This is a genomic window from Arthrobacter sp. MDT1-49-2, assembly GCF_059090185.1.
Map to the genome: position 1 here is coordinate 175,440 of NZ_JBNHFK010000002.1, position 23,072 is coordinate 198,511.

The following is a 23,072-nucleotide window of genomic DNA, read 5'->3' on the forward strand; positions in this document are numbered from 1 at the left end:
CGACGTGAGAGCTGCCGAACCGACGGCGCGCCCTGCTTATCCCACTACTGACGCAGCGACCGGCGCCGTGCTCTGCCGCACCACCAGCGAGGTGGCCAGGTCCAGGCGCAGGTTGTTCGGCCGCTCCCCTTCAAACAGGCGCACCGCCATGCGCGCTGCTTCTTCAGCCATTTCGATCAGCGGCTGGTGCACCGTGGTGAGTGCCGGACTGGACCACTGGGCGACCTGCAGATCGTCATAGCCGACAATCGAGAGTTCCTCCGGAACGGCGATGCCCAGCTGCCGCGCGGCGTCGAGCACGCCGAGGGCCTGCAGGTCGCTGCCGGCGAAAATCGCGGTGGGCCGGTCCGGCAGGGACAGCAGTTCCAGGGCATGGTCGCGGCCGCCGTCCACATGGAAATTGCCGTACCGGATCAGGTCCTTGTCCAGGGGCAGCGCGGCTGCATTCAATGCTGACCGGTAGCCGTCGATGCGGGCCAGGGAACACATCATGTCTTCGGGGCCGGTGATGGCGGCAATCCTGGTGTGCCCCAGCTCGATCAGGTGGCGGGTGGCCATCATGCCGCCGGACCAGTTCGCCGAGCCCACCGAGGGCACGTCCGGGGCCGGGTCCCCGGCCGGGTCGATGATGACAAACGGTATGGACCGGGCCTCCAGCTGGCGGCGGGAGTCCTGCGCCAGGTCGGAGAAGACCAGCACGACGCCGACGGGCCGGCGGGCAATCACCCCCTCCACCCACTCGGGCGACGGCGCGTGCCGGGTGCCGCTTTCGGTCAGGACCACGCTCAGTCCCTTCTCGCGCGCCACGTTTTCCACGCCGCGGATGATTTCCAGCGCCCAGGCGCTTTCAAGCTCGTGGAACACCAGTTCCAGCAGCCGGGACTTGGCCCCGCCCTTCCGGCGGTAACCGTGGTCCTCCAGGAGCGCCTCCACTTTCGCCCGGGTGTGCCGGGAAACGTCGGTCCTGCCGTTGAGGACTTTCGAAACCGTCGAGAGGGAAACCTCGGCTTCGGCAGCGAGGTCCGCCAAGGTGACGGGGTTCTGCGGCGCAGATGGCGGCATGGGGATCCTTAGAGTCTTCGAAACAACGGCGGAAACCAGTTTATAGAAAAGTGTTGCGCATCACATTACGCGCAACTTATGCTGACGGCGTCAAGTAACTTTCGATCAATATGCCGAAACTTTCGGAAGGTGTTCAATGAGGAACAACCCATCGCTACGGACCCCGGTCCTGGCCGCCGCCGGTGTACTGGCGCTCGGTCTCTCGCTGGCCGGCTGCGGAGGCAGTGACTCCGCAGCCTCAGACCGTCCCGAAAACGAGATCCACGTCCTGGTGTACGGCGACGCAAGCAACGACGTCGAAAACGCCATGGTCGACAAGTTCAACGAAACGTCTGATGTGAAGGTTGTCCTGGACACCATCCCCGGCGCCGAATACCAGCAGAAACTGCAGACGGTCATGAGCACCGATGCAGCACCGGATATCTTCTTCAACTGGGGCGGCGGCAGCATCTCCGACTTCGTGGAAGCCGATCTGCTGATGCCCCTGGATGACTTCATCGAGGAGGACCCGCAGCTCGAGGAAGCCTTCCTGCCCTCCGTCTTCGACGTCGCCAGGGTCGATGACACCCCGTACGGCATTCCGATGCGCGGAACCCAGCCGGTGATGCTCTTCTCCAACAAGGACGTCCTTGCCTCCGCCGGCATCGCCGAACCCCCGCAGACCTGGGATGACCTGCTCGACGCCGTCGACAAGCTCAAGGCCGCCGGCAAGACGCCGATCGCCCTGGGCGGCGGCGACGAATGGCCCACCCAGATGTGGTTCTCCTATGTCTATGACCGGGTGGCCGGTCCGGAGCTCTTCGCCTCCGCCCTCGACGGTGACACCGAGGTCTGGGACTCCGAGGAAAGCCGCGAGTCGCTCGGCATGCTGCGCGACCTCGTGGATTCCGGCGCGTTCGGCACCAACTTCCAGTCGGTGAAGTTCACTGACGGAGGCTCGCCCACCCTGCTCTCCAGCGGTGAGGCCGGCTTCGAACTGATGGGCTCGTGGGAGTACTCCACCATCCAGGACGTCAATCCGGAATTTGCGGCAAACACCCTGGGTTGGAGCGAGTTCCCGGAGATCGAAGGCGGCAAGGGCGACCCCGCCAACCTGGTCGGCAACACCAACAACTACTACTCGGTCCTGAAGGACACCCGGTACCCGGATGCCGCCCGCGACTTCCTGAAGCTGATGTACTCCGACGAGTTCGTCCAGGAGCACATGGCCATCGGCAACCTGCCCACCACCACCAACACCGAGCAGTTCCTGGACCAGGCAGCCAACCCGGAGTACGCCAGCTTCCAGTTCGGCCTGGTGCAGGACGCCCCGAACTTCCAGCTCTCCTGGGACCAGGCGTACCCGCCGGCGGCAACGCCCACCATCCACAGTGCGGTCTCCGACTTCCTCGCCGGAAGCATCGACGAAGACGGCTTTATTGCCGCCATGCAATCCCTGAAGAAGTAGCCGGAGCGAAGGCCGAACCATGACTACTCTGCTTCCGCCCCGGCCTCCGTCCGCACCGGAAAACCCCGGCAAGGGGTCTCCGGTGCGGCGGAGCCGGGCCCGGCTCAACCGTCCGGGCGTGGCCTGGACCCTGCCGGCCACCATCTTTTTCCTGCTCTTCGCCGCAGTGCCGCTGGTCGCCGTCGCCGTACTGTCCTTTATGACCTGGACGGGGCTGGGGGAACCGAAGTTTGTGGGCATGGAGAACTGGCAGACGCTCGCCGGGGATTCGGTGATGCTCAAGAGCCTGTGGCTGAGCCTGCTGTTCATTGTGCTGGGGGTGGTGACCCAGACGCCGGTGAGCATCCTGCTGGGCGTCTGGGCTGCCGGCCCGCAGCGCAACCGTGCGGTGCTCAGCGCCATTTTCTTTCTGCCGCTGCTGCTCTCCTCGGCCGCCATCTCCGTACTGTGGCGGGCCCTGCTGGACCCGAACTTCGGTGTTCCGGCCCAGTTCCGGTGGCTGTTCGGGGACGGCAACCTGTTCGGCCACCAGTCCACGGCCATCGGCGTGATCATTTTTGTCAGCATGTGGCAGTTCACCCCGTTCCACACGCTGATCTACCAAGGTGCGGCCAAATCCGTTCCGCCGGTGCTGTACCAGGCCGCCGAGGTGGACGGCGCCGGACGGGTCCGCCAGTTCTTCTCCATCACGCTGCCGCAGCTGCGCAACAGCATGATCACCTCCGTGATCCTGATGGTGGTGGGCGGGCTGACCACCTTCGAAACGGTGCTGATCCTGACCAACGGCGGTCCCGGCACGGATACCACCATCACCGCCTTCTACATGTTTGAGGAAGCCTTCCGCCGCTACAACTTCGGTATGGGCTCCGCCATTGCGCTGGTCCTGGTGGTGGTGGCCACCGCCATCTCGCTGATCATGGTCAAGCTCTCCGGATACGACAAGATGCGCAGCACCATGGAGGGAGTCTGATGCGTACCCGCCCCAATTACATTGCCGGCGCCGCGGTAACCCTCTGGCTCCTGATCGTGGCCCTGCCGCTGTACGTGATGGTGGCTGCCAGCGTGCAGACCCGGTCAGATTTCAGCGCAAACGGTCCAGTGGCGCTGCCCACCAGCCTGACCCTGGACAACTTCCTGGAGGTGTTCAACAGCGGTTTCGGCAGGTATTTCCTGAACACCTTCCTCGTCACCGCCGGGGTGGTGGGCATTGTGCTGCTGGTGGTGCCGCCGCTCTCCTACGCAATTGTGCGCAGCCAGTCCCGGGCCACCACGCTTATCTTCCGGTTCTTCCTGCTCGGACTGGCCATTCCGGTCCAGGCGGTGATTGTGCCGATGTTCTACCTGATCAACTCGGTGGGCCTGTATGACACGCTGCTGGGCATCATCCTGCCCACCGCGGCCTTTGCGCTGCCCATCTGCACGCTGATCCTCTCGGGAACCATGCGGGACATTACGCCCGAGCTCTACGAGGCGATGTCCGTGGACGGGGCGAGCACGTGGCGCGCCTTCCTGCGCCTGGTGCTGCCGTTGTCCAAGGGCGGGCTGTCCACCATCGCCGTCTTTGCCGCACTGCAGGGCTGGAACGGGTTCCTCCTGCCGCTGATCCTGACCCAGTCCGATGCCACCAAGGTGGTCACACTGGGCCTCTTCAACTTCCAAACCCAGTACGGCATCAATGTGCCGGGCATCCTCGCCGCAGTGATGCTCTCCATGGTTCCGGTGCTGCTGGTGTACCTCTTTGCGCGCCGAGCGCTGGTCCAGGGCCTTATGGGCGTGGGCGGAAAGTAGACATGAGCGAAACAACCGTTGATTACCTGCCCTGGCGGGACACCTCCCGGACCGCCGAGGACCGTGCTTCCCTGCTGGCGGCCCAGATGACCCGGCGCGAGAAGGTGGCCCAGCTCTTCGGCGTCTGGGTGGGTGCCTCCAGCGAGGGCGGCCAGGTGGCGCCGCACCAGCATGACATGAAGGAACCCGTGCCGTTGGAGGACCTGCTTCCCGACGGACTCGGCCAGCTCACCCGGCCGTTCGGCACCCATCCGGTGGATGCCGGGATGGGGGCCCTGTCCCTGATGCGCACCCAGGAGCGGATCGCCGCCGCCAACCGGTTCGGCATCCCGGCCATGGCCCACGAGGAATGCCTGGCCGGGTTCGCCGCCTGGGGCGCCACCGCCTATCCGGTGCCGTTGTCCTGGGGCGCCACCTTCAACCCGGACCTGATCGGCCGGGTGGGTGCCGCCATCGGTGCGGACCTGCGCTCGGTGGGTGTGCATCAGGGCCTGGCCCCGGTCCTCGACGTCGTCCGCGACGCCCGCTGGGGCCGGGTGGAGGAAACCATCGGCGAGGACCCCTATCTGGTGGGCAGCATCGCCTCCGCCTACATCCGGGGAATCGAGGGTGCCGGTGTGGTCGCCACCCTCAAACACTTCGTGGGCTACTCCGCGTCCAAGGCCGGACGCAACCTCGCCCCCGTGTCCATCGGCGTCCGCGAGCGCAACGACGTCCTGCTGGTGCCCTTTGAGATGGCCGTCCGGGAATCCGGGGTGCGGTCGGTGATGCATGCCTATACCGACGTCGACGGCGTACCGTCCGCCGCTGACCGGGACCTGCTGACCGGTCTGCTGCGGGACACCTGGGGATTCGAGGGCACCGTGGTGGCCGACTACTTCGGCGTCGGTTTCCTCAAGGAGCTGCACCGGGTGGCCGGCACCATGGGCGAGGCGGCAGCAGCGGCGCTGACTGCCGGAGTCGACGTCGAACTGCCCACCGTGGATGCCTTCGGCGCCCCGCTGCTGGCCGAGCTCGACGCCGGCCGGCTGGACGAGGCGGTCATCGACACCGCAGTGCACCGGGTCCTGACCCAGAAGATCCAGCTCGGCCTGCTGGATCCGGACTGGTCCCCCGTTCCCCCGGTGCTGGCCGGAGCCGGTACCGACGCTGCGGCCGTACAGGGGTCCGTAGACCTGGACGGGCCCCAGAACCGTGCCCTGGCCGCCGAGGTCGCCGAGCAGGCGCTGGTGCTGACCGCCAACAACGGCATCCTGCCGCTGGCCGCGCCGGGGCGGATCGCCGTCGTCGGACCCAACGCGGATAACCCCATGGCGTTCCTGGGCTGCTACTCCTTCCCTGCCCATGTGGGGGTGCAGCACCCGGAGGTGGCCGCCGGCATTGAGCTGCCCACCGTGGCCGCGTCGCTGCGCACCGAGTTCCCGGACAGCGAGATCACCGTGGCGGAGGGTTGCAGCGTGGACGGGCCCGAGACCGACGGTTTCGCCGCCGCGCTCGCAGCGGCCCGGGACGCCGACGTTGCGGTGGCTGTGCTGGGCGACCGGTCAGGACTGTTTGGCCGCGGCACCAGCGGCGAGGGCTGCGACGCCGAATCACTCCTGCTGCCCGGCGTGCAGCAGGATTTCCTGGCCGCGCTGCTGGACACCGGCACCCCGGTGGTCCTCGTGCTGCTGACCGGACGCCCGTATGCGCTGGGCCGGGCAGCCACCGACGCCGCAGCAATAGTGCAGGCGTTTTTCCCGGGCGAGGAGGGCGGGCCGGCCGTGGCCGGGGTGCTCAGCGGCCGGGTCAATCCCAGCGGCCGGCTGCCGGTGAGTGTGCCGGCCTCCCCCGGCGCCCAGCCCGCCACCTATCTGGCCGCGCCGCTGGCACAGTCCAGTGATGTCTCCAGCATTGATCCCACCCCCGCATTCGCCTTCGGCCACGGCCTGGGCTACAGCACCTTCGCCTGGTCCGATGCCGTGCTGGAAGGTCCGGCCGAGTTCGGCACCGACGGCGAAACGGCGGTGGCGCTGACGGTGGCCAATACCGGTGAGCGTGACGGCGCGGAGGTCATCCAGCTGTACCTGCATGATCCGGTGGCCTCCGTGGTGCGGCCGGTGCAGCGTCTGGTCGGATTTGCGCGGGTGCCGCTGCGGGTCGGGGAATCCGCCCGGGTGAGCTTCACCGTCCCTGCTGACGCCGCCTCCTTCACCGGGCGGAACGGACGCCGGATCGTTGAACCCGGGAACCTGGAGCTGCGACTCGGTGCCTCCAGTACCGACATCCGTGCCGCCCTGCCCGTTAGCCTGATCGGAACAGTCCGGGAGGTGGATTCCGCCCGGCGGCTGCATTGTCCCGTGGCCGTAACCCCGGCCTGAGACCAGCACCGGAACGAGCACCGAAAACGAGGACCCGCCGATGTACTCCGATCTGCCCGTCGACCAGCTCGCCACGTACCGCGGCACCACGAGTGAACCGAAGGACTTCGATGCGTTCTGGGAAGACACCCTGGACGATGCCCGGTTGTACCCGCTGGCACTGAAAGCCACCCCCTACCCCACGGCACTTCGGACGGTGGAACTCTACGACGTCGTCTTTTCCGGCTTCGGAGGTGAACTGATCCGCGCCTGGCTGCGGCTGCCGGCGCGCGCCCTGCGCACCGGGGGCCCGCTGCCCGGGGTGGTGCAGTTTGCCGGGTACGGCGGCGGCCGCGGCGACGCGCACGAGAACCTGTTCTGGGCGTCCGCCGGGTTCGCGCACCTGCACATGGATACCCGCGGCCAGGGCGCCGGCTGGAGCAAGGGGGCAACACCGGACGGTGCGGGCAGCGCCGGCCCGCAGGGTCCCGGTGTCATGACCCGCGGGATCCTGGATCCGGAGACCTACTACTACCGTCGGCTGTTTACTGACGCCGTACGGGCGGTGCAGGCCCTGCGTTCGCTGGATTCAGCTGAGGCGGGTGGTTCGGCAGAGGCGGCCGGGGTGGCAGACCTGGCGGGTGTGGTGGATCCGGACCGGGTGGCCGTGCTGGGGCAGAGCCAGGGAGGGGCCGTGGCGCTGGCGGCGGGCGCGTTCTGCCCGGAAGTGGCTGCCGTTGTCGCCTTTGTCCCGTACCTCGCAGACATTCCGCGGGCGGTGAGCGTCACGGATGCCTACCCTTTCCGCGAAGTCTGCGACTTCCTCGCCATCCACCGCGGATCCACCGACCGGGTGATGGAAACCCTGCGCTATTTCGACGCCGTCCATCTGGCCCGGCGTGCCACGGCGCCGGCGCTGTTCTCCGTGGGCCTGATGGACACGATCACCCCGCCCTCCACGGTCTACGCCGCGTACAACAACTATGCCGGTCCCAAGGATCTGGAGGTGTGGCCGTTCAACGGGCACGAGGGCGGCGGCATCGAGGATGAGCTGGCGGCGCTGGACTTCCTGCAGGAACAGCTCGGCAACAGGTAGGACCGGAGAAGCAGTTAGGCGCGCGGAGCGTCAGCGGTGAACAGCTCGCACACAGTGTTGTAGTACCGGTCGGTCTGGCCATGGTGCTGCAGGCCGATCTTTTCGCAGACCCGCATCGAGGCCGTATTTGCCGGGTTGGTGACCGCAACAACGCGTGGCAAACCGGCGTCGAAGGCATGCTGCAGCACAGTGCCTGCGGCTTCCGTCGCGTATCCCTTTCCCCAGCTGTCCGGATGGAAGTGCCAGCCGATTTCAATGTCCCCGGACGGCTGCCCGTCCGGGCCCGACGCCGGGATGGGCTTCAGCAGCAAGGTTCCGGACAGCTTCCCCGAGTCCTTCTCCTGCACCGCCCAGATTCCACAGGTCCCGTCGTCCCGCAGATGCCATGCTTCGATGAGGGCAAGTGCCTCGGACCGGTCCTGCATCAGGTTGCGGTTGCGGCCGATGAAACGCTGGACTTCCGAGGGTGAATAGACGTCCAGGACAAAGCCTGCGTCCTCAACGGTGAACGGGCGCAGGCGCAAACGGTGCGTTTCCAAGGTCAGCATCAGAGCAGTCTACGATTGCGGACCGGCAGCAGGGCCCATGGCCCCCGGCATCTCTCCGCCCGGATTCGGTTCCTTCAGCTCGACGAAGAACACGTGGGTGTCTGTGTCGCCGATGTTCTCGCCGTAGTGTTCCTGCGCCGGCAGCCAGCGGCTGGCCCCGGCAGGCAGTTCCACGTCCAACGCCGCGCCGTCCGCCGCGTGGAGCCGGCGTCGGAACGCGCTGGCGGTAATCATGACGCTGTCCGGGTGCCGGTGCAGGGTACTCACATGACCGGGGGTGTCCCGGTATTCCAGGACACGCACCCGCTCATTCTCGAAGACCACTGCGTAGCTGTCCGGATTGGTCTGAACCGGGTCCTGTGCCATGCGCAGAATGCTAGGACCATCTCCGCGCCGGCAACAGGGGCTGCGGCTTAGATCCCGGCGATCCGGAAGCCGAGCCGGTGCTCCTCGCCCGGGGCCAGCACAATCAGGGCCTCCCCCGAGTTGAAGGCATCCGGCGGGCAAGTCATGGGTTCGGCCGCGACACCCAGGCGGTCCATCTGCTCGCCGGAGTAGATCTGCAGCCAGGGGGCGTCCTTGCCGTCGGCGGACAGCACGGACCCGATGCCTGTTTCGGGATCGGTCAGGCGCACCTGCCACTCGCCGTCCGGCAGCCCGGCATAGGCGTGATCGGCGGTGCGGGCACCGATGGGCTTTTCGGCGGTGAACTCCAGCGGACCGCCCGCTACATCCTGCAGTTCGGACAGGTCCAGCGGCCGTCCCGGCTGCTCCACGGTGCCGAGCACCTGCGTGGCAGGAACCTCCAAGACGCAGCGGTCCACCGGCGCCAGATCAGCGGTCAGGTACGGATGCGTGGAGACGCCGTAGGGCGCCGCCGAGGTGCCCGCGTTCCGCGCGGCCAGTTCCACGCTGAGCCCGGTGGCGGCGTCGAGCGCGTACACGGCCTCCAGCTCCAGCGGGAAGGGATACCCGGGCTGGCCCATCAGCCGGTGCCGCAGCACCACGCGGTCCTGGGCGGACTCCGCCACGTCCCACTCGTCCCAGCAGGCCAGCCCGTGCAGGGCCATCGCGGTCTCGGGTTCGTTGACCGGCACCTGGTACTCGGTGCCCTCAAAGGAGTAGCGGCCGCCGGTGATCCGGTTGGGCCAGGGCATCAGGACCTTGCCGGTGTAGGCGTGCGGGACGGTATCCTCGGCCAGCGGCAGCACCACGTGCCGGCCGTCGCGGGTGAGTTTGGCCAGCGTGGCGCCAACGGGGAAAACGGTGGCGCGGTAGGGGCCGGCGGACAGTTCCACGGGGGTGCCGTTGGGGCCGAACGAAGTATTCATGGCATCGAGCCTATCGGGTGGCAGGCAGTCCGGTGCGTCCGGCCACCTGCCGATAGCGCCGCAGCGTTTCGGGCGCGGCCTCGGCACTAACCACCGTGGTTGATGCCGCGTCACCCCAGGCCGGCCACTCACCGCTGAGGACGGCCGCGGCCTGCCGGGCGGCGCCGTCGGCCACGTATTCACCGGGCGGGGGCACGCTCACCGGCAGTTCGAAAACCGCCGCGATGGCCTGCTGCATGGCCGCGGACCGGGCAGCACCGCCCACCAAAATCACGCGGTGCGGTGTGACCCCGGTGTCGCTGAGGGCGGCAAAGCCGTCAGCGAGTGAGCAGGCCACCCCCTCGACGGCGGCGCGGGCAAGGTTGGCGGGGGTGAAGTTCGCCAGGGTCATCCCGTGCAGCGAGCCGGTGGCATCGGGCAGGTTCGGGGTCCGCTCCCCCTCGAAATAGGGCACCATGACCAGCCCTTCGGCACCGGCCGGGGCGGAGAGCGCCAGCCGGGTCAGTTCATTCAGTTCCACCCCGAGCAAGGCGGCGGTGGCGTCCAGGATGCGGGAGGCGTTCAGGGTGGCGGTCAGCGGGAGGAAGTGGCCGGTGGCGTCGGCAAAGCCTGCCACAAGTCCGGTGGCGTCCGACGTCGGAGCGTCGGCGACGGCGAACACGGTGCCTGACGTGCCGATGGAGACCACCACATCCCCCACCCCGGCCGCGACGCCCAGTCCGGCTGCGGCGTTGTCACCGGCACCGGGCCCGATCAGTGCGCCGGCGGGTGTGCGGGCACCCGCCTCAAGGGGCTCCAGGACCCGGGGCAGCTGCGGCACATGGCCCAGGGTCTGTTCCAGGATCTCCGGGAGGTACTTCCCGGTGGATGGAGACCAGTATCCGGTGCCGGAGGCGTCGGACCGGTCGGTGGTCAGGGCGGCCAGCCCGTCCGCGCCGCTGCCTGGCCCGTACCCGGCCAGGCGCCAGCTCAGCCAGTCATGCGGGAGGCAGACGGCAGCGGTGCGGGCGGCGTTTTCCGGCTCGTTTTCCGCCAGCCAGCGCAGTTTCGTCGCAGTGAACGAGGCCACCGGCACCGACCCCGTGCGCTCGGCCCAGTAACGCGCCCCGTCCGGGCCGGCGTCGGCCACCATTTTCTCCGCGGCGGCAGCCGAACGCACGTCATTCCACAGCAGCGCCGGGCGGACGACGGCGCCGGTCTCGTCCAGGCAGACCATGCCGTGCTGCTGCCCGCCCACGGAGACGGCGGCAACATCCTCGAGCCCGCCGGCTGCGGCCACGGCCTGCTGCAGCGCGGCCCACCAGGCTTCCGGGTCCACCTCGGTGCCGCCGGGATGGCGGGCCGTCCCCTCGCGCAGCAGCGCACCGGTGCCGGCGTCGCGGATAACAACCTTGCAGGACTGGGTGGAACTGTCGATTCCGGCGACAAGGGACATGGCGGAGCCTTTCAAACGAGGGTGCCTTTCAACAGGTGCTGCCGCCCGGTCCGTCACAGACCGGGCGGCAGCCGTATTCGGTGCTCTTTGGTGTCGGTGTGCTGGCTGGTTGAGGCAGCCTAGCGGGCACCCATCAGGTGTTCCAGTGCCAGCTGGTTCAGCTTCACGAAACCGAAGTCCCGCTCAGCGGCAGCAGCGGCGTCGAAGGTTTCAAAGGAGGCGGCGTCGGCAAGGACATCACTGACGGTTTCCCCGGCGGCGAGCGTGGGTTCGGCCAATTCACCGATGCCGGCGTAGGCCATGGCTTCCTGCACCTCGGAATCGGCACGGAAGGCTGCGGCCCGTTCCTTAAGCAGCAGGTACATGTCCATGTTGGCCTTGGCCGATTCCCACACGCCGGGGTATCCCTCGGTTCGGGACGGCTTGTAGTCAAAGTGCCGCGGGCCCTCGTAGCGCGGGCCGCCGTTGGGGAAACCGTTCTCCAGCAGATCCACGGTGAAGAAGGCGCTGGTGAGGTCGCCGTGGCCAAAGACCAGGTCCTGGTCGAACTTGATGGACTTCTGGCCGTTGAGGTCAATGTGGAACAGCTTCCCGGACCACAGTGCCTGGGCGATGCCGTGGGTGAAGTTCAGCCCGGCCATCTGCTCGTGCCCGGTTTCCGGGTTCAGGCCCACAATGTCGCCGTGCTCCAGCTGGGAAATGAATGCCAGGGCATGGCCGATGGTGGGCAGGAAAATGTCGCCGCGCGGCTCGTTGGGCTTCGGTTCGATCGCCAGGCGCAGGCCGTAGCCCTTGTCCTTGACGTAGCCGGCAACCGTGTCCACGCCTTCCTTCATCCGTTCGAAGGCCGCGGCGAAGTCCTTGGAGCCGTCGTACTCGCTTCCCTCGCGGCCGCCCCACATCACGAAGGTCTCCGCACCGAGCTCGGCGGCAAGGTCAATGTTGCGCAGCACCTTGCGCAGCGCGAAGCGGCGGACCGAGCGGTCGTTGGAGGTGAAGCCGCCGTCCTTGAAGACCGGGTGGGTGAACAGGTTGGTAGTCACCATGGGCGCCTTGAGCCCGGTCTCGGCCAGGGCGTTGGTGAAGTTCTTCAGGATCAGGTCCCGTTCCTGCGGCGTTGCGTCAAAGGGAACCAGGTCATTGTCGTGGAAGGTCACCCCGTACGCGCCGAGTTCGGCGAGCTTATGCATGCCCTCGACGGGGTCCAGATTGGCACGGGTGGGGATGCCGAAAGGGTCGGTTCCGGTCCAGCCGATGGTCCAGAGGCCGAAGGTAAACCGGTCGGAAGGCGATGGCGTCATTGTCACGTTAGCTCCAGATCACAGGATTAGTTGGTAGCCACAACATATTGGCCGCAACAACCCCTGTCAATGGTTTGCCGAACCCGGAACACCACTGGCCTTGACCCCCGTTGTCGTACCAGACGAAAGCATTGCCCGGCCACAGCGCGATTTGTTTTCCCGTCCAACTAATTCGCGTCCGGGACGGGTACTCTGGAGCCTGACGCAACGGAATTCGGGGAAGGTACGGCGATGGACGGTAGCAACGGCGGCACACAACCGGCGCCGGCAGGCGGCGGCTCCGACAGCCTGCGGACCGCCAACCTCTCCCGGGTACTGACCCTGTTGCACCGCCGCGGCCCGCTCTCCCGGGCGGAGCTAACCCGGCTGACCGGCTTCAACCGGTCCACCGTCGGCGCCCTGGCCGCGGAGCTCACGGCCATGGGACTGGCCTACGAAACCGATTCCCCCGCCGGCCGGGTGGGACGGCCCAGCCCGTTGGTCCACCCGAACGGGCAGGTGTCGGCAGTGGTGGTCCACCCGGATGTGGACGCCGTGACGGTGGGCCTCGTGGGCCTGGGCGGTCGGGTGCACCGCAGGGTCCGGCACGACACAGCGGCGGTGCCAAGTGTCGCCGACACCGTCACCATCACCCGTGCCGTCCTGGCCGGCATGTCCACCGATCTGGCCGCCATGGACCGGATTGCCGGCGTGGGGGTGGCAGTCCCCGGGCTCACCCGCACCTCCGACGGACTGGTGCTGCTCGCTCCGCATCTGGGCTGGCGGCACGAGCCGCTGGCGGCACCGCTGGCCGAAGCCCTGGACCTGCCGGTGGCTGCCGGCAACGACGCCACCCTCGGATCCCTGGCGGAAAGCCTCTTCGGCGCTGCCGCCGACGCCGGGGATACCGTGTACCTGAACGGCAGTGCCAGCGGCATCGGCGGCGGGATCATGGCCGCCGGCAGTCCGCTGCGGGGCGCCGACGGCTATGCCGGCGAACTGGGCCACACCCTGGTGCGCACAGACGGCACCCGGTGCCACTGCGGCCGCCGCGGCTGCCTGGAAACCGAAGTGAGCCTGGCCCGGCTGCTGGACGTGCTGGGTCTCCAGCGCGCAGACCAGGACGTGCTTGACGCCGGGATGGCCGCCCCCCGCAGCCCTGCCCTGCAGGCCGAAGTGGACCGGCAGCTTGATTGCCTGGCCGTGGCACTGACGAACTTCGTAAACATCTTCAACCCCGAAACCGTGGTGCTGGGCGGCTTCCTGGGCACCCTGTTTTCCTGTGCACCGGAGCGCCTCGCCGATGCCGTGGCCGCGGAGGCCATTGCCGGCCTGGGCAAGCGGGTGACCCTGCGCCGGGCCGAACTGCGCTCTGAGCTGCTGCTGGTGGGTGCGGCCGAACTGGCGTTCGCGCCGCTGCTGGCTGCCCCCTCGCACGGGACAGCAGCCGCCACCGAGGCTAGCTGAACCGTTCCGCGCGGAACTCCGCGAGCATCGGATGCCGGCGCCCGGTGAGCATCTCCTGCGCCAGCAGCTCGCCGGCGATCAGACCCAGGGTGGCGCCGGAATGGGTGAACGCCACAAAGCAGCCGGGTGCAGCCTCACCCAGGACCGGGAGTCCGTCGCCGGGGACCGGTTTCCGGCCGATCAGGTACTCCGCCGGACGCAGCTCCGGGTGCCCGGCCAGAACCCGGGCAGCCTCGCCGGCCAGTTCCCGTACGGTGACCGGATCAATGCCGTAGGCACCGGAGGCGTCCCGGGTAATGCGGTCCAGATACCAGGTGTGGTCCATGGCCAGGCGGTTGCCGGGGTGCGGACGCACCGAGACCCTGGGCGTGTTCAGCACTGCCGACAGGGCGATGCCGGCGGGTTCGGTGATCAGCAGCATGGCCAGGTCCGAGGCATCGGGCAGATCAATGCCCAGCTCCCGGACCACGGCCGGAGTATCGGCGCCGGCGGCCACCAGCACCGCATCCGCGCGCACGGTACCCCCGGCAGGCAGCCGCAGCCCGACGGCCCGGCCTTTATTGACGGCGACGGCGGCCTTGCCTGCGTGCTCCTGCAGCTCGCCGCCGAGGTCCCGGAACTCAACGAGCAAGTGCTCTATCAGGTGCGGCAGGCTGACCCAGCCCTCCCCGGGGTTGGACACCGCCGGACCGGTCACCGACGCCGGGTCCACCGCGGGATCAATCCCCGCCAATGCTTCGCCCACCTCCTCCCCGCGGAGCAGCCGGGAAGCATAGCCGTGCTCCGCCTCGGCGGTATGCCGCTCCCGAACGGCATCCTCGCTTCCGGGTTCGGACCAGTAAATGCCGCCACCGAATCCCAGCCAGTCAATCGCGGGATGCTGCGCCAGCAAGGTCCGGTACCGGTCGATGCCGGCCATCCGGAGCCGGTGATACGCCTCGGGCCGGGAAGCGGCGGAATTCAGCCAGGCCAGGGACCGCCCGGAGGCGCCGCTGGCCACGCCGGCTTCCGTCACCAGCACCACCGAGGCACCCTCCCGGAGCAGGTGCACCGCGGTTGAGACCCCCAGGATGCCTCCGCCCAGGACCGCCACACGCTTAACGGGGACCGGTGAGTGCATGAATACTCCCCTAACTAAGCTGTTCTTCCTATAAATGGGATAGGTAATAAGTATTGGATATTTATAATCGCGTTTGAAAGAGTGGCAGCGGACACATCCGGTTTAAATAAAACAGGAGACGCAGTTGCTCATCAAAGCCGACCGGCAGGATCGCGTGCTGACGCTGACCCTCAATGACCCTGCCAAGCGCAACGCCATGGGCACTGCCATGTGTGAGGAGCTCACCGCTGCCCTGAGGGCCGCCGCGGGCGACCCGCAGGTGCGCGCGGTACTGCTGCGCGGGGAGCAGGGCAGTTTCTGCGCCGGCGGCGATCTCACCGCCATGCCGCCCGAAGATCCGGCCACCGCCACCCGGCGGCTCCGGGGCGTCGGGGAAATGATCCGGCTGCTGGCCGGCTTCCCCACACCCACCATTGCCGTGGTGGAGGGAGCGGCGGCAGGCATGGGCGCCGGCCTGGCCCTGGCCTGCGACTATGTCCTGATGGCTGCGGATGGGCGGCTGCTTTTCCCGTTCACCCGCCTGGGCCTGGTGCCGGACGGCGGGCTGCTGGCCACCGTGGCGCAGCGGGCAGGCACCTCCCGAGCACGCCAGATCCTGCTCGAAGCCGCCACCCTGGACGCAGACGCCTGCCTGGCCGCCGGACTGGCCGACGCCATCCACCCCGCCGCTGACCTTCCTGCGGCAGCCCTGGCGCAGGCCAACGTTGCGGCCGGGCAGGCACCGCTGGCCATCGCCGCCCTAAAGGCCGCGCTGGCGAACGGAACGCCCACGTTGGAGGACGCCCTGGAAGTGGAAGCCGAGCATCAGCCGAGACTGTTTTTCACCTCGGACTTCGCCGAGGGCAAGGCTGCCTTCCGCGAGCGCCGCTCCCCCGGCTTCACCGGACGCTGATAATGGGCACCCCCATGGAACCCGGCATGTTCACCTGCATCCTGCCGCTGCGCTGGTCGGACCAGGATCTGAACGGGCATGTGAACAACGCCCGGATTGTGACCCTGATGGAAGAGGCACGCATCCTCTGGCTGAACCGGGAGGCAGCTTCCGCCGGCGTCGAGAGCTTCAGCGATCCCAAGGTGGTGGCAGCCCTGAACGTGGAGTACCGGCGCCCGGTGGAATACGCACAGCAGTTGGAGATGCAGCTGTGGATCAGCCGGATCGGATCGCGGTCCTTCACCATTGCCTACCGGGCCCTGCAGACCGGTGATGTCTGTTTCACCGGCAGCACCGTTCAGGTGCCTCTGGACCCGGCGGCCGGAACCTCGCGCGCGCTGCAGCCGGCCGAAACGGAGTACCTGTCCCGCTACCTTTCCCCCACCGAACCCCCACGATAACCACCCGGCCCGCCCCGGCAGAACTACGGAGAAGCAATGACCGACGCAACCGATTTTTACCTCCTCGAGGAATCCCTGACCGCTGAGCAGCGGGAGGTGCAGCTGCGCGTGCGCACCTTTGCGAACGAGCAGGTGGCACCGATCATCAACGACTACTGGGACCGCGCCGAGTTCCCCTTTGAGCTGGTCCCCAAGCTTGCCGGCCTGGGCGTAGTGGGCACCACCATTGAGGGCTACGGCTGCCCGGGCATGGACCGGCTCTCCTCCGCCCTGGTCTCCATGGAGATGTCCCGCGTGGACGGCAGCGTCAACACCTTCCTGAGTGTGCAGTCCGGCCTGACCATGGGCTCCATCAACCTGCTGGGCAGCGAGGAACAGAAAAACCGGTGGCTGCCGCGCATGGCTAACCTGGATGCCATTGGCTCCTTCGCCCTGACCGAACCGGACCACGGCTCGGATTCGGTGGGGCTGGAAACCTCGGCCCGTCGTGACGGGGATTCCTACATCCTCAACGGCAAAAAACGGTGGATCGGCAATGCCAGCTTCGCCGACGTCGTCGTGATCTGGGCGCGGGATGAAGCCGACGGCAAGGTCAAGGGCTTCGTGATGGAGAAGAACGCCGACGGCACGTATCCGCAGGGATACCAGGCGGAGGTCATCACCGGAAAGGTGGGCAAGCGGGCCATCCTGCAGCCGGACATCACCATCACCAACCTGCGCATCCCGGCCGAGAACGTGCTGGTGGATTCCAAGGGCTTCCGGGATGTCAGCCGGGTGCTGATGGCCACCCGCGGCAACGCCTCCTGGGAAGCGCTGGGCCATGCCATGGCTGCCTATGAAGCGGCCCTGGCCTACTCGCTGCAGCGCAAGCAGTTCGGCAAGCAGATTGCCGGGTTCCAGCTGGTGCAGAACAAGCTGGCAAACATGCTGGCCGAGCTGACCGCCATGCAGCTGATCTGTTTCCGCATCACCAACCTGCAGGAGGCCGGCAAGCTCACCGGTCCCATGTCCTCCATGGCCAAGATGCACACCGCGAAAAAGGCCCGCTGGATCTGCTCCGAAGCCCGCGACATGCTCGGCGGCAACGGCCTGCTGCTGGAGTACCAGGTGGCCCGGCACATGACGGACATGGAGGTGGTTTACACCTATGAAGGAACGGACTCCATCCAGTCCCTGCTGATCGGCCGCGAAATCACCGGCATCAACGCGCTCAAGGGCGAGTAAAGCCGCGAGAGACCAACGAACAACAAGGAAGGGCCGGGGCATGGCGCCCCGGCCCTTCCTTGTTGTCTGGTCTTGATCAGTAGCTGAAGAAGCCCTGCCCGCTCTTGCGGCCCAGTTCGCCGCGGGCCACCTTGTCCCGCAGGATCTGCGGCGGCGCGAAACGCTCGCCCAGGGTCTCGTGCAGGTACTCCGCGATGCCCAGCCGCACATCCAGCCCCACCATGTCGGTGGTGCGCAGCGGCCCTACGGGGTGTTTGTAGCCCAGCACCATTGCTGCATCGATGTCCTCGGCCGAGGCCACGCCTTCCTCGACCATCCGCATGGCTTCCAGCGCAATGGCCACCCCCAGCCGGGAGGAGGCGAAGCCGGGTGCGTCCCGGACCACGACGGCGGTCTTCCCCAGGGCTTCGGTCCACTCCCGGGCGGCCTCCCCCAGCTCCGCCGACGTCGTATCCGTCAGCACCACCTCCACCAGCAGCGAGGCGGGCACCGGGTTGAAGAAGTGCAGGCCGCAGAAGCGTTCCGGGCGGGCCAGTCCGGCTGCCAGTCGAGCCACGGACAGCGAGGACGTGTTGGTGGCCAGCCAGGCGCCGTCGGACAGGTGTTCCTCCACGGCTTTCAGGGCGGCGGACTTGAGCTCGAAGTCCTCCGGCACGGCCTCCACCACCAGGCCGCTGCCGGCAAAGGATGCGTAGTCGGTGGAGACGCTCAGCCGCCCGGCCAGCTCCTCAAGCGTGTGGGCCGTGGTGCCGCGTTCCACGCTCTTGGCGAAGGCGGCTGCCACCCGCTCACGGGCTGCGTCGGCAGCGGGCTGGTCCCGTTCCACCACCACCACGTCCGCGCCCGCGACGGCGAAGGCGTGGGCGATGCCGGCGCCCATCCGGCCGCCGCCCAGGACGCCGACGGTGGCGGGGACGGCGGAGCCGGCGATGACGGGTGATCCGTCGGCGGCCGGGTTGATCGGGGCGGAAAGATTTTCGGCGGTGCTCATGCTTCGTCCTTCGGTGCTGTGGAATTAAATGCGGCAGTGGAATTGGATGCGGCGGGGGCCGCTGCTTGCTTGGCGGCCTGCCGGGCGGCGCTGCGGTCCAGGAAGGCCTGCATCCGCTCGAACTTGGCCTCGGATTCAAAGAGGATGCCCTGGGCCAGGGTCTCCACCATCGGGTGCGCTTCCCGCGGGGCGGCGAACACACTCTTGGTCAGGCGGACCGCCAGGGCGTCCTGCGCGGCGATGCGGTCCGCGAGGGCATGGGCAGCGGGCAGCAGTTCGGCGGGTTCGTGCAGTTCGGTGACCAGGCGAGCCTGCAGGGCCTCCTCCGCGTTGAGGATGCGGCCGGCCAGGAGCAGTTCCTTGGCCAGCGGCTCCCCCACCAGTTCCTTCAGCCGCCAGGTGGCTCCCGCGGCGGCCATGATGCCCAGCCCCACCTCCGGCTGGCCGATCTTCAGCGTCGGCGTGCCCAGCCGGAAGTCGGCGGCATACGCCAGTTCCGCGCCGCCGCCCAGGGCGAAACCGTCCAGGGCGGCAATCACTGGCAGCGGAAGCTGGGCGATCCGGGCAAAAACGCTGGAGTTGATGCCGGCCAGCGCGTCGTCGCGGCGGCGTTCCCGCAGCTGGGAAATATCGGCGCCGGAGGCGAACACCCCGCGGCCGGCGGCACTGGCACCGCAGAGGATGAGGATCCGCGGGGAGCGCTCCAGCACGGCGCAGACGGCGTGCAGTTCCTCCACCATGGCCGCATCGATGGCGTTGCGCACCTCGGGCCGGTTCAGCTGGACCTGGACCCGGTCCTCGGTCTCGGTGACCAGCAGCGTGGTGAACGCGGTTTCGGCAAAAAGGGACGTCATTCTCTGGTCTCGCTTAGGGTCGGTGGAACAGGAACTGATGCCGGGATCACTGGTCACCCAGCTGCCGGCCGCCGTCAATCAGCAGCGTGGTGCCGGTGATGTAGGAAGCGTAATCGCTGAGCAGATAGGCGCAGGCATTGGCTATTTCCTCCCGGCGGGCAAGCCGGCGCAGCGGAATCCGGCCCGTATGCTCCTGCACCGCATCGTCATCCGGGTAGAGGGCCGTGGTGCCGCCCGTGCCCTCGGTGAGTCCCGGGGTCAGGACGTTGAGCCGGAAACCGTGCGGTGCCCAGGCCTTGGCCAGCGACTTGGTCATGGCTTCCACGCCGGCCTTGGCGCTGGCCGAGTGGACGGTGCTGGCGCTGCCGGTGACGGCGGCGGAGGTGCCGATGCTGACTACGGAGAGCCCGGTGCCCGTTTCCACGGCGGTCCGGGCCACCGCCGATGTGACATTCCAGGTGCCGGTGAGGACTATGTCCACGACGGCGGCCCATCCGTTGGGTGAGAGCTGCAGCGGATCCACCCGGAAGTTGCCGGCCGCGTTGTTCACCAGCAGGCCCACCGGGCCGAGGTCACGGGTGACGGCATCCATCACGGCGGCCACTTCCGCGGCGTCACGGACGTCCACGGCGTAGCCGCGCACCTGGCCACCGTGGGAGCGGAGCTGTTCGACGGCGTCGTCCAACCGGTCCCGGTTCCGGCCGATCACCGCCACCTTCGCGCCGAGTCCGGCGAGCCTGCCGGCGATCGCCAGCCCGATGCCGGCGCTGCCGCCGGTCACCAGCGCGGTGTGCCCGGCAAAAACGGGGGTGCTGAACATGCGGGTCTCCTTGTCCTGGGGTCAGCGCAGGTAGACGCGGCCGGGGTCGATCTCATTGCGCAGCAGGTCCAGTTCCTCCGCGGTGGGCGCGGGGGTGACGGACAGCCCGGGCAGCACCTTCAGCGGCCAGCCGGTAGCTTCGATGACCTGTTCCACGCTGACGCCCTCGTGCACCGTGGCCAGGCACAGTTCACCGGTCTCATCCGCCTTAAGTACGCCAAGGTCGCTGATGACCGTGGTTACCCCGCGGCCCTGGGCGGGAACCAGCGGGTCCTTTTCACGGGCAATCCGGGGCGAGGGGCTGGTGCAGAAATCCAGTTCCCGGACAAAGGAGGTGGGGTTGTGCCGGCGCATCACCACAAAAACCTCCGCGGAGTTGGCCATTACTTCGGCCGCGCCGCCGGAACCCGGCAGCCGGACGTCCGGTGACTCCCAGTCCCCGATGACGCTGGAGTTCAGGCTGCCGAACCGGTCAATCTGTGCCGCGCCCAGGAACCCCACGTCAATCCAGCCGCCCTGCAGCACGTAGCCGAAGAGCACGGGCATGGTGAGGATGGCCTCGGCCCCGGTGGCCAGCGAGGCATCGGCGATGGTCTCGGGCAGCCGCGGCGGATGGGCGCCGCAGACTCCGGATTCGTAGACCTGCTCAATATCGGGGCTGGTGGATTTCTGCGCCAGGGCCACCGCGAGGGTGGGCAGCCCGATGCCGGCAAAGACCCGGCGGGTGCCCTGCAGGTAGCGGCAGCTGACCGCTGCCAGCAGTTCGCTGGAGGTGTATGCCGGCGCGGGGACAGCGGAATCGTCGGCGGCGGCGGTTTCGGGCGGGAGGGCGGTGAAGGGGGTCATCGGACGCTTCCGTAATTTACCGGGGTGGACAGGTGCGGTTCGGGGGTCAGCGGAGCAAAGAAGTCGGCGCCGAGTTTGGCGACATAGCCGGCGTGGTCCCCGGTGTCGTGGACCCATTCCTGCAGCCAGGCTGCCAGCCGTTCCGGATCCCGGCTGATGGCCGACCAGGAACGGTAGAAGGTGTTGTCGCGGTCATAGTAGCCCTGGACAAACGAGGGGTGGGCGCCGTAGGGCACCTCCACCACGGCGTCGACGGCGAAGCCCGGGACGGCGGTGCGGTTCGGATCCGACCGGATGACGTCGTCGGGCACAATTTCCTCCACCAGGGCAATGGTGCGCTTGGAGGCGAACGCCGCTTCCTGCTGGGGGCCGAGGATCCCCCAGCTCTGGATGTTGCCGTGCCGGTCCGCGCGCTGGGCGTGAATGATGGCGACGTCGGGGTTCAGTGCCGGAACCACATAGGTCTCCACACCTTCGTCGAAGGGCGAGGCGACCTTGCGCAGATTGGGGTTGACCTCCGGCAGGCTGCTGCCGGCGTAGGAGCGCACCGGCATAAACGGGATTCCGGCGGCGCCTGCCTGGTAGCGGGCCAGGAGCCCGTAGTGGCTGTATTCCTCCAGCTCGAGCGAGCGGGGTCCGCCGGCCTCCACGGCACGGCGGATGGCGTAGAGGGAGCCCACCGAACTGTTCCCGGTGAAGGCGAAGATCATTTTGTCCACGGCGCCGGCACCCACCAGCTGGTCCGCCACAATGTCGGGCGTCATCCGCACCAGGGTCAGTCCGGTCCGTCCCTGCCGGATGATTTCATGCCCGGCGGCAAAGGGAATCAGGTGAGTGAATCCCTCCAGCGCCACCGTATCCCCGTCTTTGACGAATTCGGCAACGGCATCCTGAAGGGAATACTGCTTTTGGATCATTTCTGTACGGCCTCCGGTTTTGTGGTGCTCCTCATACTGGCATTGGGGATCTATAAGGGTCCAATACTTAGAAATGCCTTGTGTGATAAGAAATAGATCTCAATGATTCTCGAGCGGCGGGACGGACCATGGAACTTCGGCATCTGATCGGCTTTGTGGCGACGGCGGAGGAACTGCATTTCGGCCGGGCCGCCGCACGCCTGCACACGGCCCAGCCGGCCCTCAGCCAGCAGATCCGGCATCTGGAAAAGGAACTCGGGGTCCAGCTCTTCCACCGCAACACCCGGTCGGTGACGCTGAGCGACGCCGGCGCGGCCCTGCTGGGCCCGGCGCGGCAGGTGCTTGCCGACGTCGAAGTGGCCAAACGCGCGGCGGTACTGGGCAACTCGGAGATTGTGGGCCGGGTGGTGGTGGGGTTCGCCGGCGCCAGCAGCCGTGCCGCGCTGCCCAAACTCGCCCGGGCCGTACGGGCCGAACAGCCCGGCATTGAGCTGGTCCTGCAGGGCCAGACCTATGCCGGCGCGGCCCTCGCGGAGGTCACCGCGGGCACCCTGGATATCGGTTTTGCCCGGCTGCCCGTACGCGATTCGGCGCTGAGTACCCGGGTGTACGAATATGAACGGCTGGTCGCCGCCCTGCCGAGCGATCACCCCCTCGCCGGACGCGAGAGCATCAGCGCGGCCGATCTGGCCGAGGAACCCTTTGTCACCTTCCCCGGCACCCGCGGCTCCACGGTCCGGGATGCCCTGATCCAGGTGGCCATGAATGCCGGGTTCACGCCGCGCATCATGCAGGAGGCCCCGGATTCCTACACGATTCTGGGCCTGGTTGCGGCGGGAGTCGGCGTAACAATTACGGTTTCTTCGGTTCAGCACATCAATACTCCCGGCCTGGTTTACCGGAATCTTGACGACGATATTCCGGAGATGGCAGCCGTTCTGGCCTGGCGGAAAGACAATGCTTCCGCGGCTGTTCAGGCGGTATTGAAGATTGCCGAGGAAGTCCTACCCACCCCGGTTCCTGCGGAAAGCCGGCTTTCCTCCGGCATTCAGTAATATTTCGTCCTACTGTTGGTCAGATTGGTTATTGGACGCTCTCAGTGCGCGCTGGCAAGGTGAGTGAGGAAAACTTTTATGTGTGACCTGTCACACCCCCCACCATCACTTACACCGGAG

Annotated in this window: 22 protein-coding genes; 10 read left to right on the forward strand and 12 right to left on the reverse strand. The window is 67.6% G+C overall.

The features are described from left to right. Positions 1-36: 36 nt before the first annotated feature. On the reverse strand, positions 37-1,062 hold the full coding sequence (locus AC5RTS_RS03340) for a LacI family DNA-binding transcriptional regulator (RefSeq protein WP_493990651.1): 1,026 nt from the start codon (positions 1,060-1,062) through the stop codon (positions 37-39). A 136-nt stretch (positions 1,063-1,198) separates the two neighbouring features. Between AC5RTS_RS03340 and AC5RTS_RS03345 the strand changes: the two genes are divergently transcribed. Genes AC5RTS_RS03345 through AC5RTS_RS03365 form a run of 5 tightly spaced genes read left to right on the forward strand, consistent with a single transcriptional unit; the run spans position 1,199 to position 7,732 of the window. Next, complete coding sequence (locus AC5RTS_RS03345; RefSeq protein ID WP_493990652.1) at positions 1,199-2,509, forward strand: ABC transporter substrate-binding protein; 1,311 nt, start codon at positions 1,199-1,201, stop codon at positions 2,507-2,509. Between the two features lie 19 nt (positions 2,510-2,528). Continuing rightward, positions 2,529-3,479 (forward strand): carbohydrate ABC transporter permease, encoded by a 951-nt coding sequence (locus AC5RTS_RS03350; protein WP_493990653.1) that lies wholly within the window; start codon positions 2,529-2,531, stop codon positions 3,477-3,479. After that, positions 3,479-4,297, forward strand: a complete 819-nt coding sequence (locus tag AC5RTS_RS03355; RefSeq protein WP_493990654.1) for a carbohydrate ABC transporter permease — start codon at positions 3,479-3,481, stop codon at positions 4,295-4,297. The genes AC5RTS_RS03350 and AC5RTS_RS03355 overlap by 1 nt, the downstream gene beginning before the upstream one ends. A gap of 2 nt (positions 4,298-4,299) precedes the next feature. After that, positions 4,300-6,657: a beta-xylosidase/alpha-l-arabinosidase gene (locus AC5RTS_RS03360; RefSeq protein ID WP_493990655.1), complete on the forward strand. Its 2,358-nt coding sequence runs from the start codon at positions 4,300-4,302 to the stop codon at positions 6,655-6,657. A 40-nt stretch (positions 6,658-6,697) separates the two neighbouring features. Next, positions 6,698-7,732: an acetylxylan esterase gene (locus tag AC5RTS_RS03365; RefSeq protein WP_493990656.1), complete on the forward strand. Its 1,035-nt coding sequence runs from the start codon at positions 6,698-6,700 to the stop codon at positions 7,730-7,732. A gap of 14 nt (positions 7,733-7,746) precedes the next feature. On the opposite strand, the gene AC5RTS_RS03370 is transcribed toward AC5RTS_RS03365, so the two are convergent. From AC5RTS_RS03370 to xylA, 5 genes are all read right to left on the reverse strand, one after another. Further along, positions 7,747-8,280 carry a GNAT family N-acetyltransferase gene (locus AC5RTS_RS03370; protein WP_493990657.1) on the reverse strand — a complete coding sequence of 178 codons (534 nt, stop codon included), beginning with the start codon at positions 8,278-8,280 and terminating at the stop codon, positions 7,747-7,749. 9 nt (positions 8,281-8,289) lie between these two features. Next, positions 8,290-8,646 carry a cupin domain-containing protein gene (locus tag AC5RTS_RS03375; RefSeq protein ID WP_493990658.1) on the reverse strand — a complete coding sequence of 119 codons (357 nt, stop codon included), beginning with the start codon at positions 8,644-8,646 and terminating at the stop codon, positions 8,290-8,292. A 47-nt stretch (positions 8,647-8,693) separates the two neighbouring features. Beyond that, positions 8,694-9,611 carry an aldose-1-epimerase gene (locus AC5RTS_RS03380; RefSeq protein WP_493990659.1) on the reverse strand — a complete coding sequence of 306 codons (918 nt, stop codon included), beginning with the start codon at positions 9,609-9,611 and terminating at the stop codon, positions 8,694-8,696. Positions 9,612-9,621: 10 nt separating this feature from the next. Then, positions 9,622-11,046, reverse strand: a complete 1,425-nt coding sequence (locus tag AC5RTS_RS03385; RefSeq protein WP_493990660.1) for a xylulokinase — start codon at positions 11,044-11,046, stop codon at positions 9,622-9,624. A 119-nt stretch (positions 11,047-11,165) separates the two neighbouring features. Beyond that, positions 11,166-12,347: a xylose isomerase gene (gene xylA, locus AC5RTS_RS03390; RefSeq protein WP_493990661.1), complete on the reverse strand. Its 1,182-nt coding sequence runs from the start codon at positions 12,345-12,347 to the stop codon at positions 11,166-11,168. Between the two features lie 231 nt (positions 12,348-12,578). Here xylA and AC5RTS_RS03395 point away from each other — a divergent pair, with 231 nt between their 5' ends. Then, entirely contained in the window at positions 12,579-13,793 is a 1,215-nt protein-coding gene (locus AC5RTS_RS03395; RefSeq protein ID WP_493990662.1) for an ROK family transcriptional regulator, read from the forward strand. On the opposite strand, the gene AC5RTS_RS03400 is transcribed toward AC5RTS_RS03395, so the two are convergent. Continuing rightward, positions 13,786-14,913 (reverse strand): NAD(P)/FAD-dependent oxidoreductase, encoded by a 1,128-nt coding sequence (locus AC5RTS_RS03400; RefSeq protein ID WP_493990663.1) that lies wholly within the window; start codon positions 14,911-14,913, stop codon positions 13,786-13,788. The genes AC5RTS_RS03395 and AC5RTS_RS03400 overlap by 8 nt on opposite strands. 124 nt (positions 14,914-15,037) lie before the next feature. Between AC5RTS_RS03400 and AC5RTS_RS03405 the strand changes: the two genes are divergently transcribed. From AC5RTS_RS03405 to AC5RTS_RS03415, 3 genes are read left to right on the forward strand one after another with little or no spacing between them, the layout of a single operon-like run. Next, on the forward strand, positions 15,038-15,805 hold the full coding sequence (locus AC5RTS_RS03405; protein WP_493990664.1) for an enoyl-CoA hydratase/isomerase family protein: 768 nt from the start codon (positions 15,038-15,040) through the stop codon (positions 15,803-15,805). 2 nt (positions 15,806-15,807) lie between these two features. After that, positions 15,808-16,245, forward strand: coding sequence for an acyl-CoA thioesterase (locus tag AC5RTS_RS03410; protein ID WP_493990665.1), 438 nt, complete (start codon positions 15,808-15,810; stop codon positions 16,243-16,245). A gap of 36 nt (positions 16,246-16,281) precedes the next feature. After that, entirely contained in the window at positions 16,282-17,469 is a 1,188-nt protein-coding gene (locus tag AC5RTS_RS03415; RefSeq protein WP_493990666.1) for an acyl-CoA dehydrogenase family protein, read from the forward strand. 76 nt (positions 17,470-17,545) lie between these two features. On the opposite strand, the gene AC5RTS_RS03420 is transcribed toward AC5RTS_RS03415, so the two are convergent. Genes AC5RTS_RS03420 through AC5RTS_RS03440 form a run of 5 tightly spaced genes read right to left on the reverse strand, consistent with a single transcriptional unit; the run spans position 17,546 to position 21,897 of the window. After that, on the reverse strand, positions 17,546-18,460 hold the full coding sequence (locus AC5RTS_RS03420) for a 3-hydroxyacyl-CoA dehydrogenase family protein (protein ID WP_493990667.1): 915 nt from the start codon (positions 18,458-18,460) through the stop codon (positions 17,546-17,548). Next, entirely contained in the window at positions 18,457-19,314 is an 858-nt protein-coding gene (locus tag AC5RTS_RS03425; RefSeq protein ID WP_493990668.1) for an enoyl-CoA hydratase/isomerase family protein, read from the reverse strand. The genes AC5RTS_RS03420 and AC5RTS_RS03425 overlap by 4 nt, the downstream gene beginning before the upstream one ends. A 46-nt stretch (positions 19,315-19,360) precedes the next feature. Then, entirely contained in the window at positions 19,361-20,134 is a 774-nt protein-coding gene (locus AC5RTS_RS03430; RefSeq protein WP_493990669.1) for an SDR family oxidoreductase, read from the reverse strand. Positions 20,135-20,155: 21 nt separating this feature from the next. Then, positions 20,156-20,980, reverse strand: a complete 825-nt coding sequence (locus tag AC5RTS_RS03435) for a CoA-transferase subunit beta (RefSeq protein WP_493990670.1) — start codon at positions 20,978-20,980, stop codon at positions 20,156-20,158. Then, positions 20,977-21,897, reverse strand: a complete 921-nt coding sequence (locus tag AC5RTS_RS03440; protein ID WP_493990671.1) for a CoA transferase subunit A — start codon at positions 21,895-21,897, stop codon at positions 20,977-20,979. The genes AC5RTS_RS03435 and AC5RTS_RS03440 overlap by 4 nt, the downstream gene beginning before the upstream one ends. A 128-nt stretch (positions 21,898-22,025) precedes the next feature. On the opposite strand from AC5RTS_RS03440, the gene AC5RTS_RS03445 reads away from it, so the two are divergent. Continuing rightward, positions 22,026-22,952, forward strand: coding sequence for a LysR family transcriptional regulator (locus AC5RTS_RS03445; protein WP_493990672.1), 927 nt, complete (start codon positions 22,026-22,028; stop codon positions 22,950-22,952). Positions 22,953-23,072 lie beyond the last annotated feature (120 nt).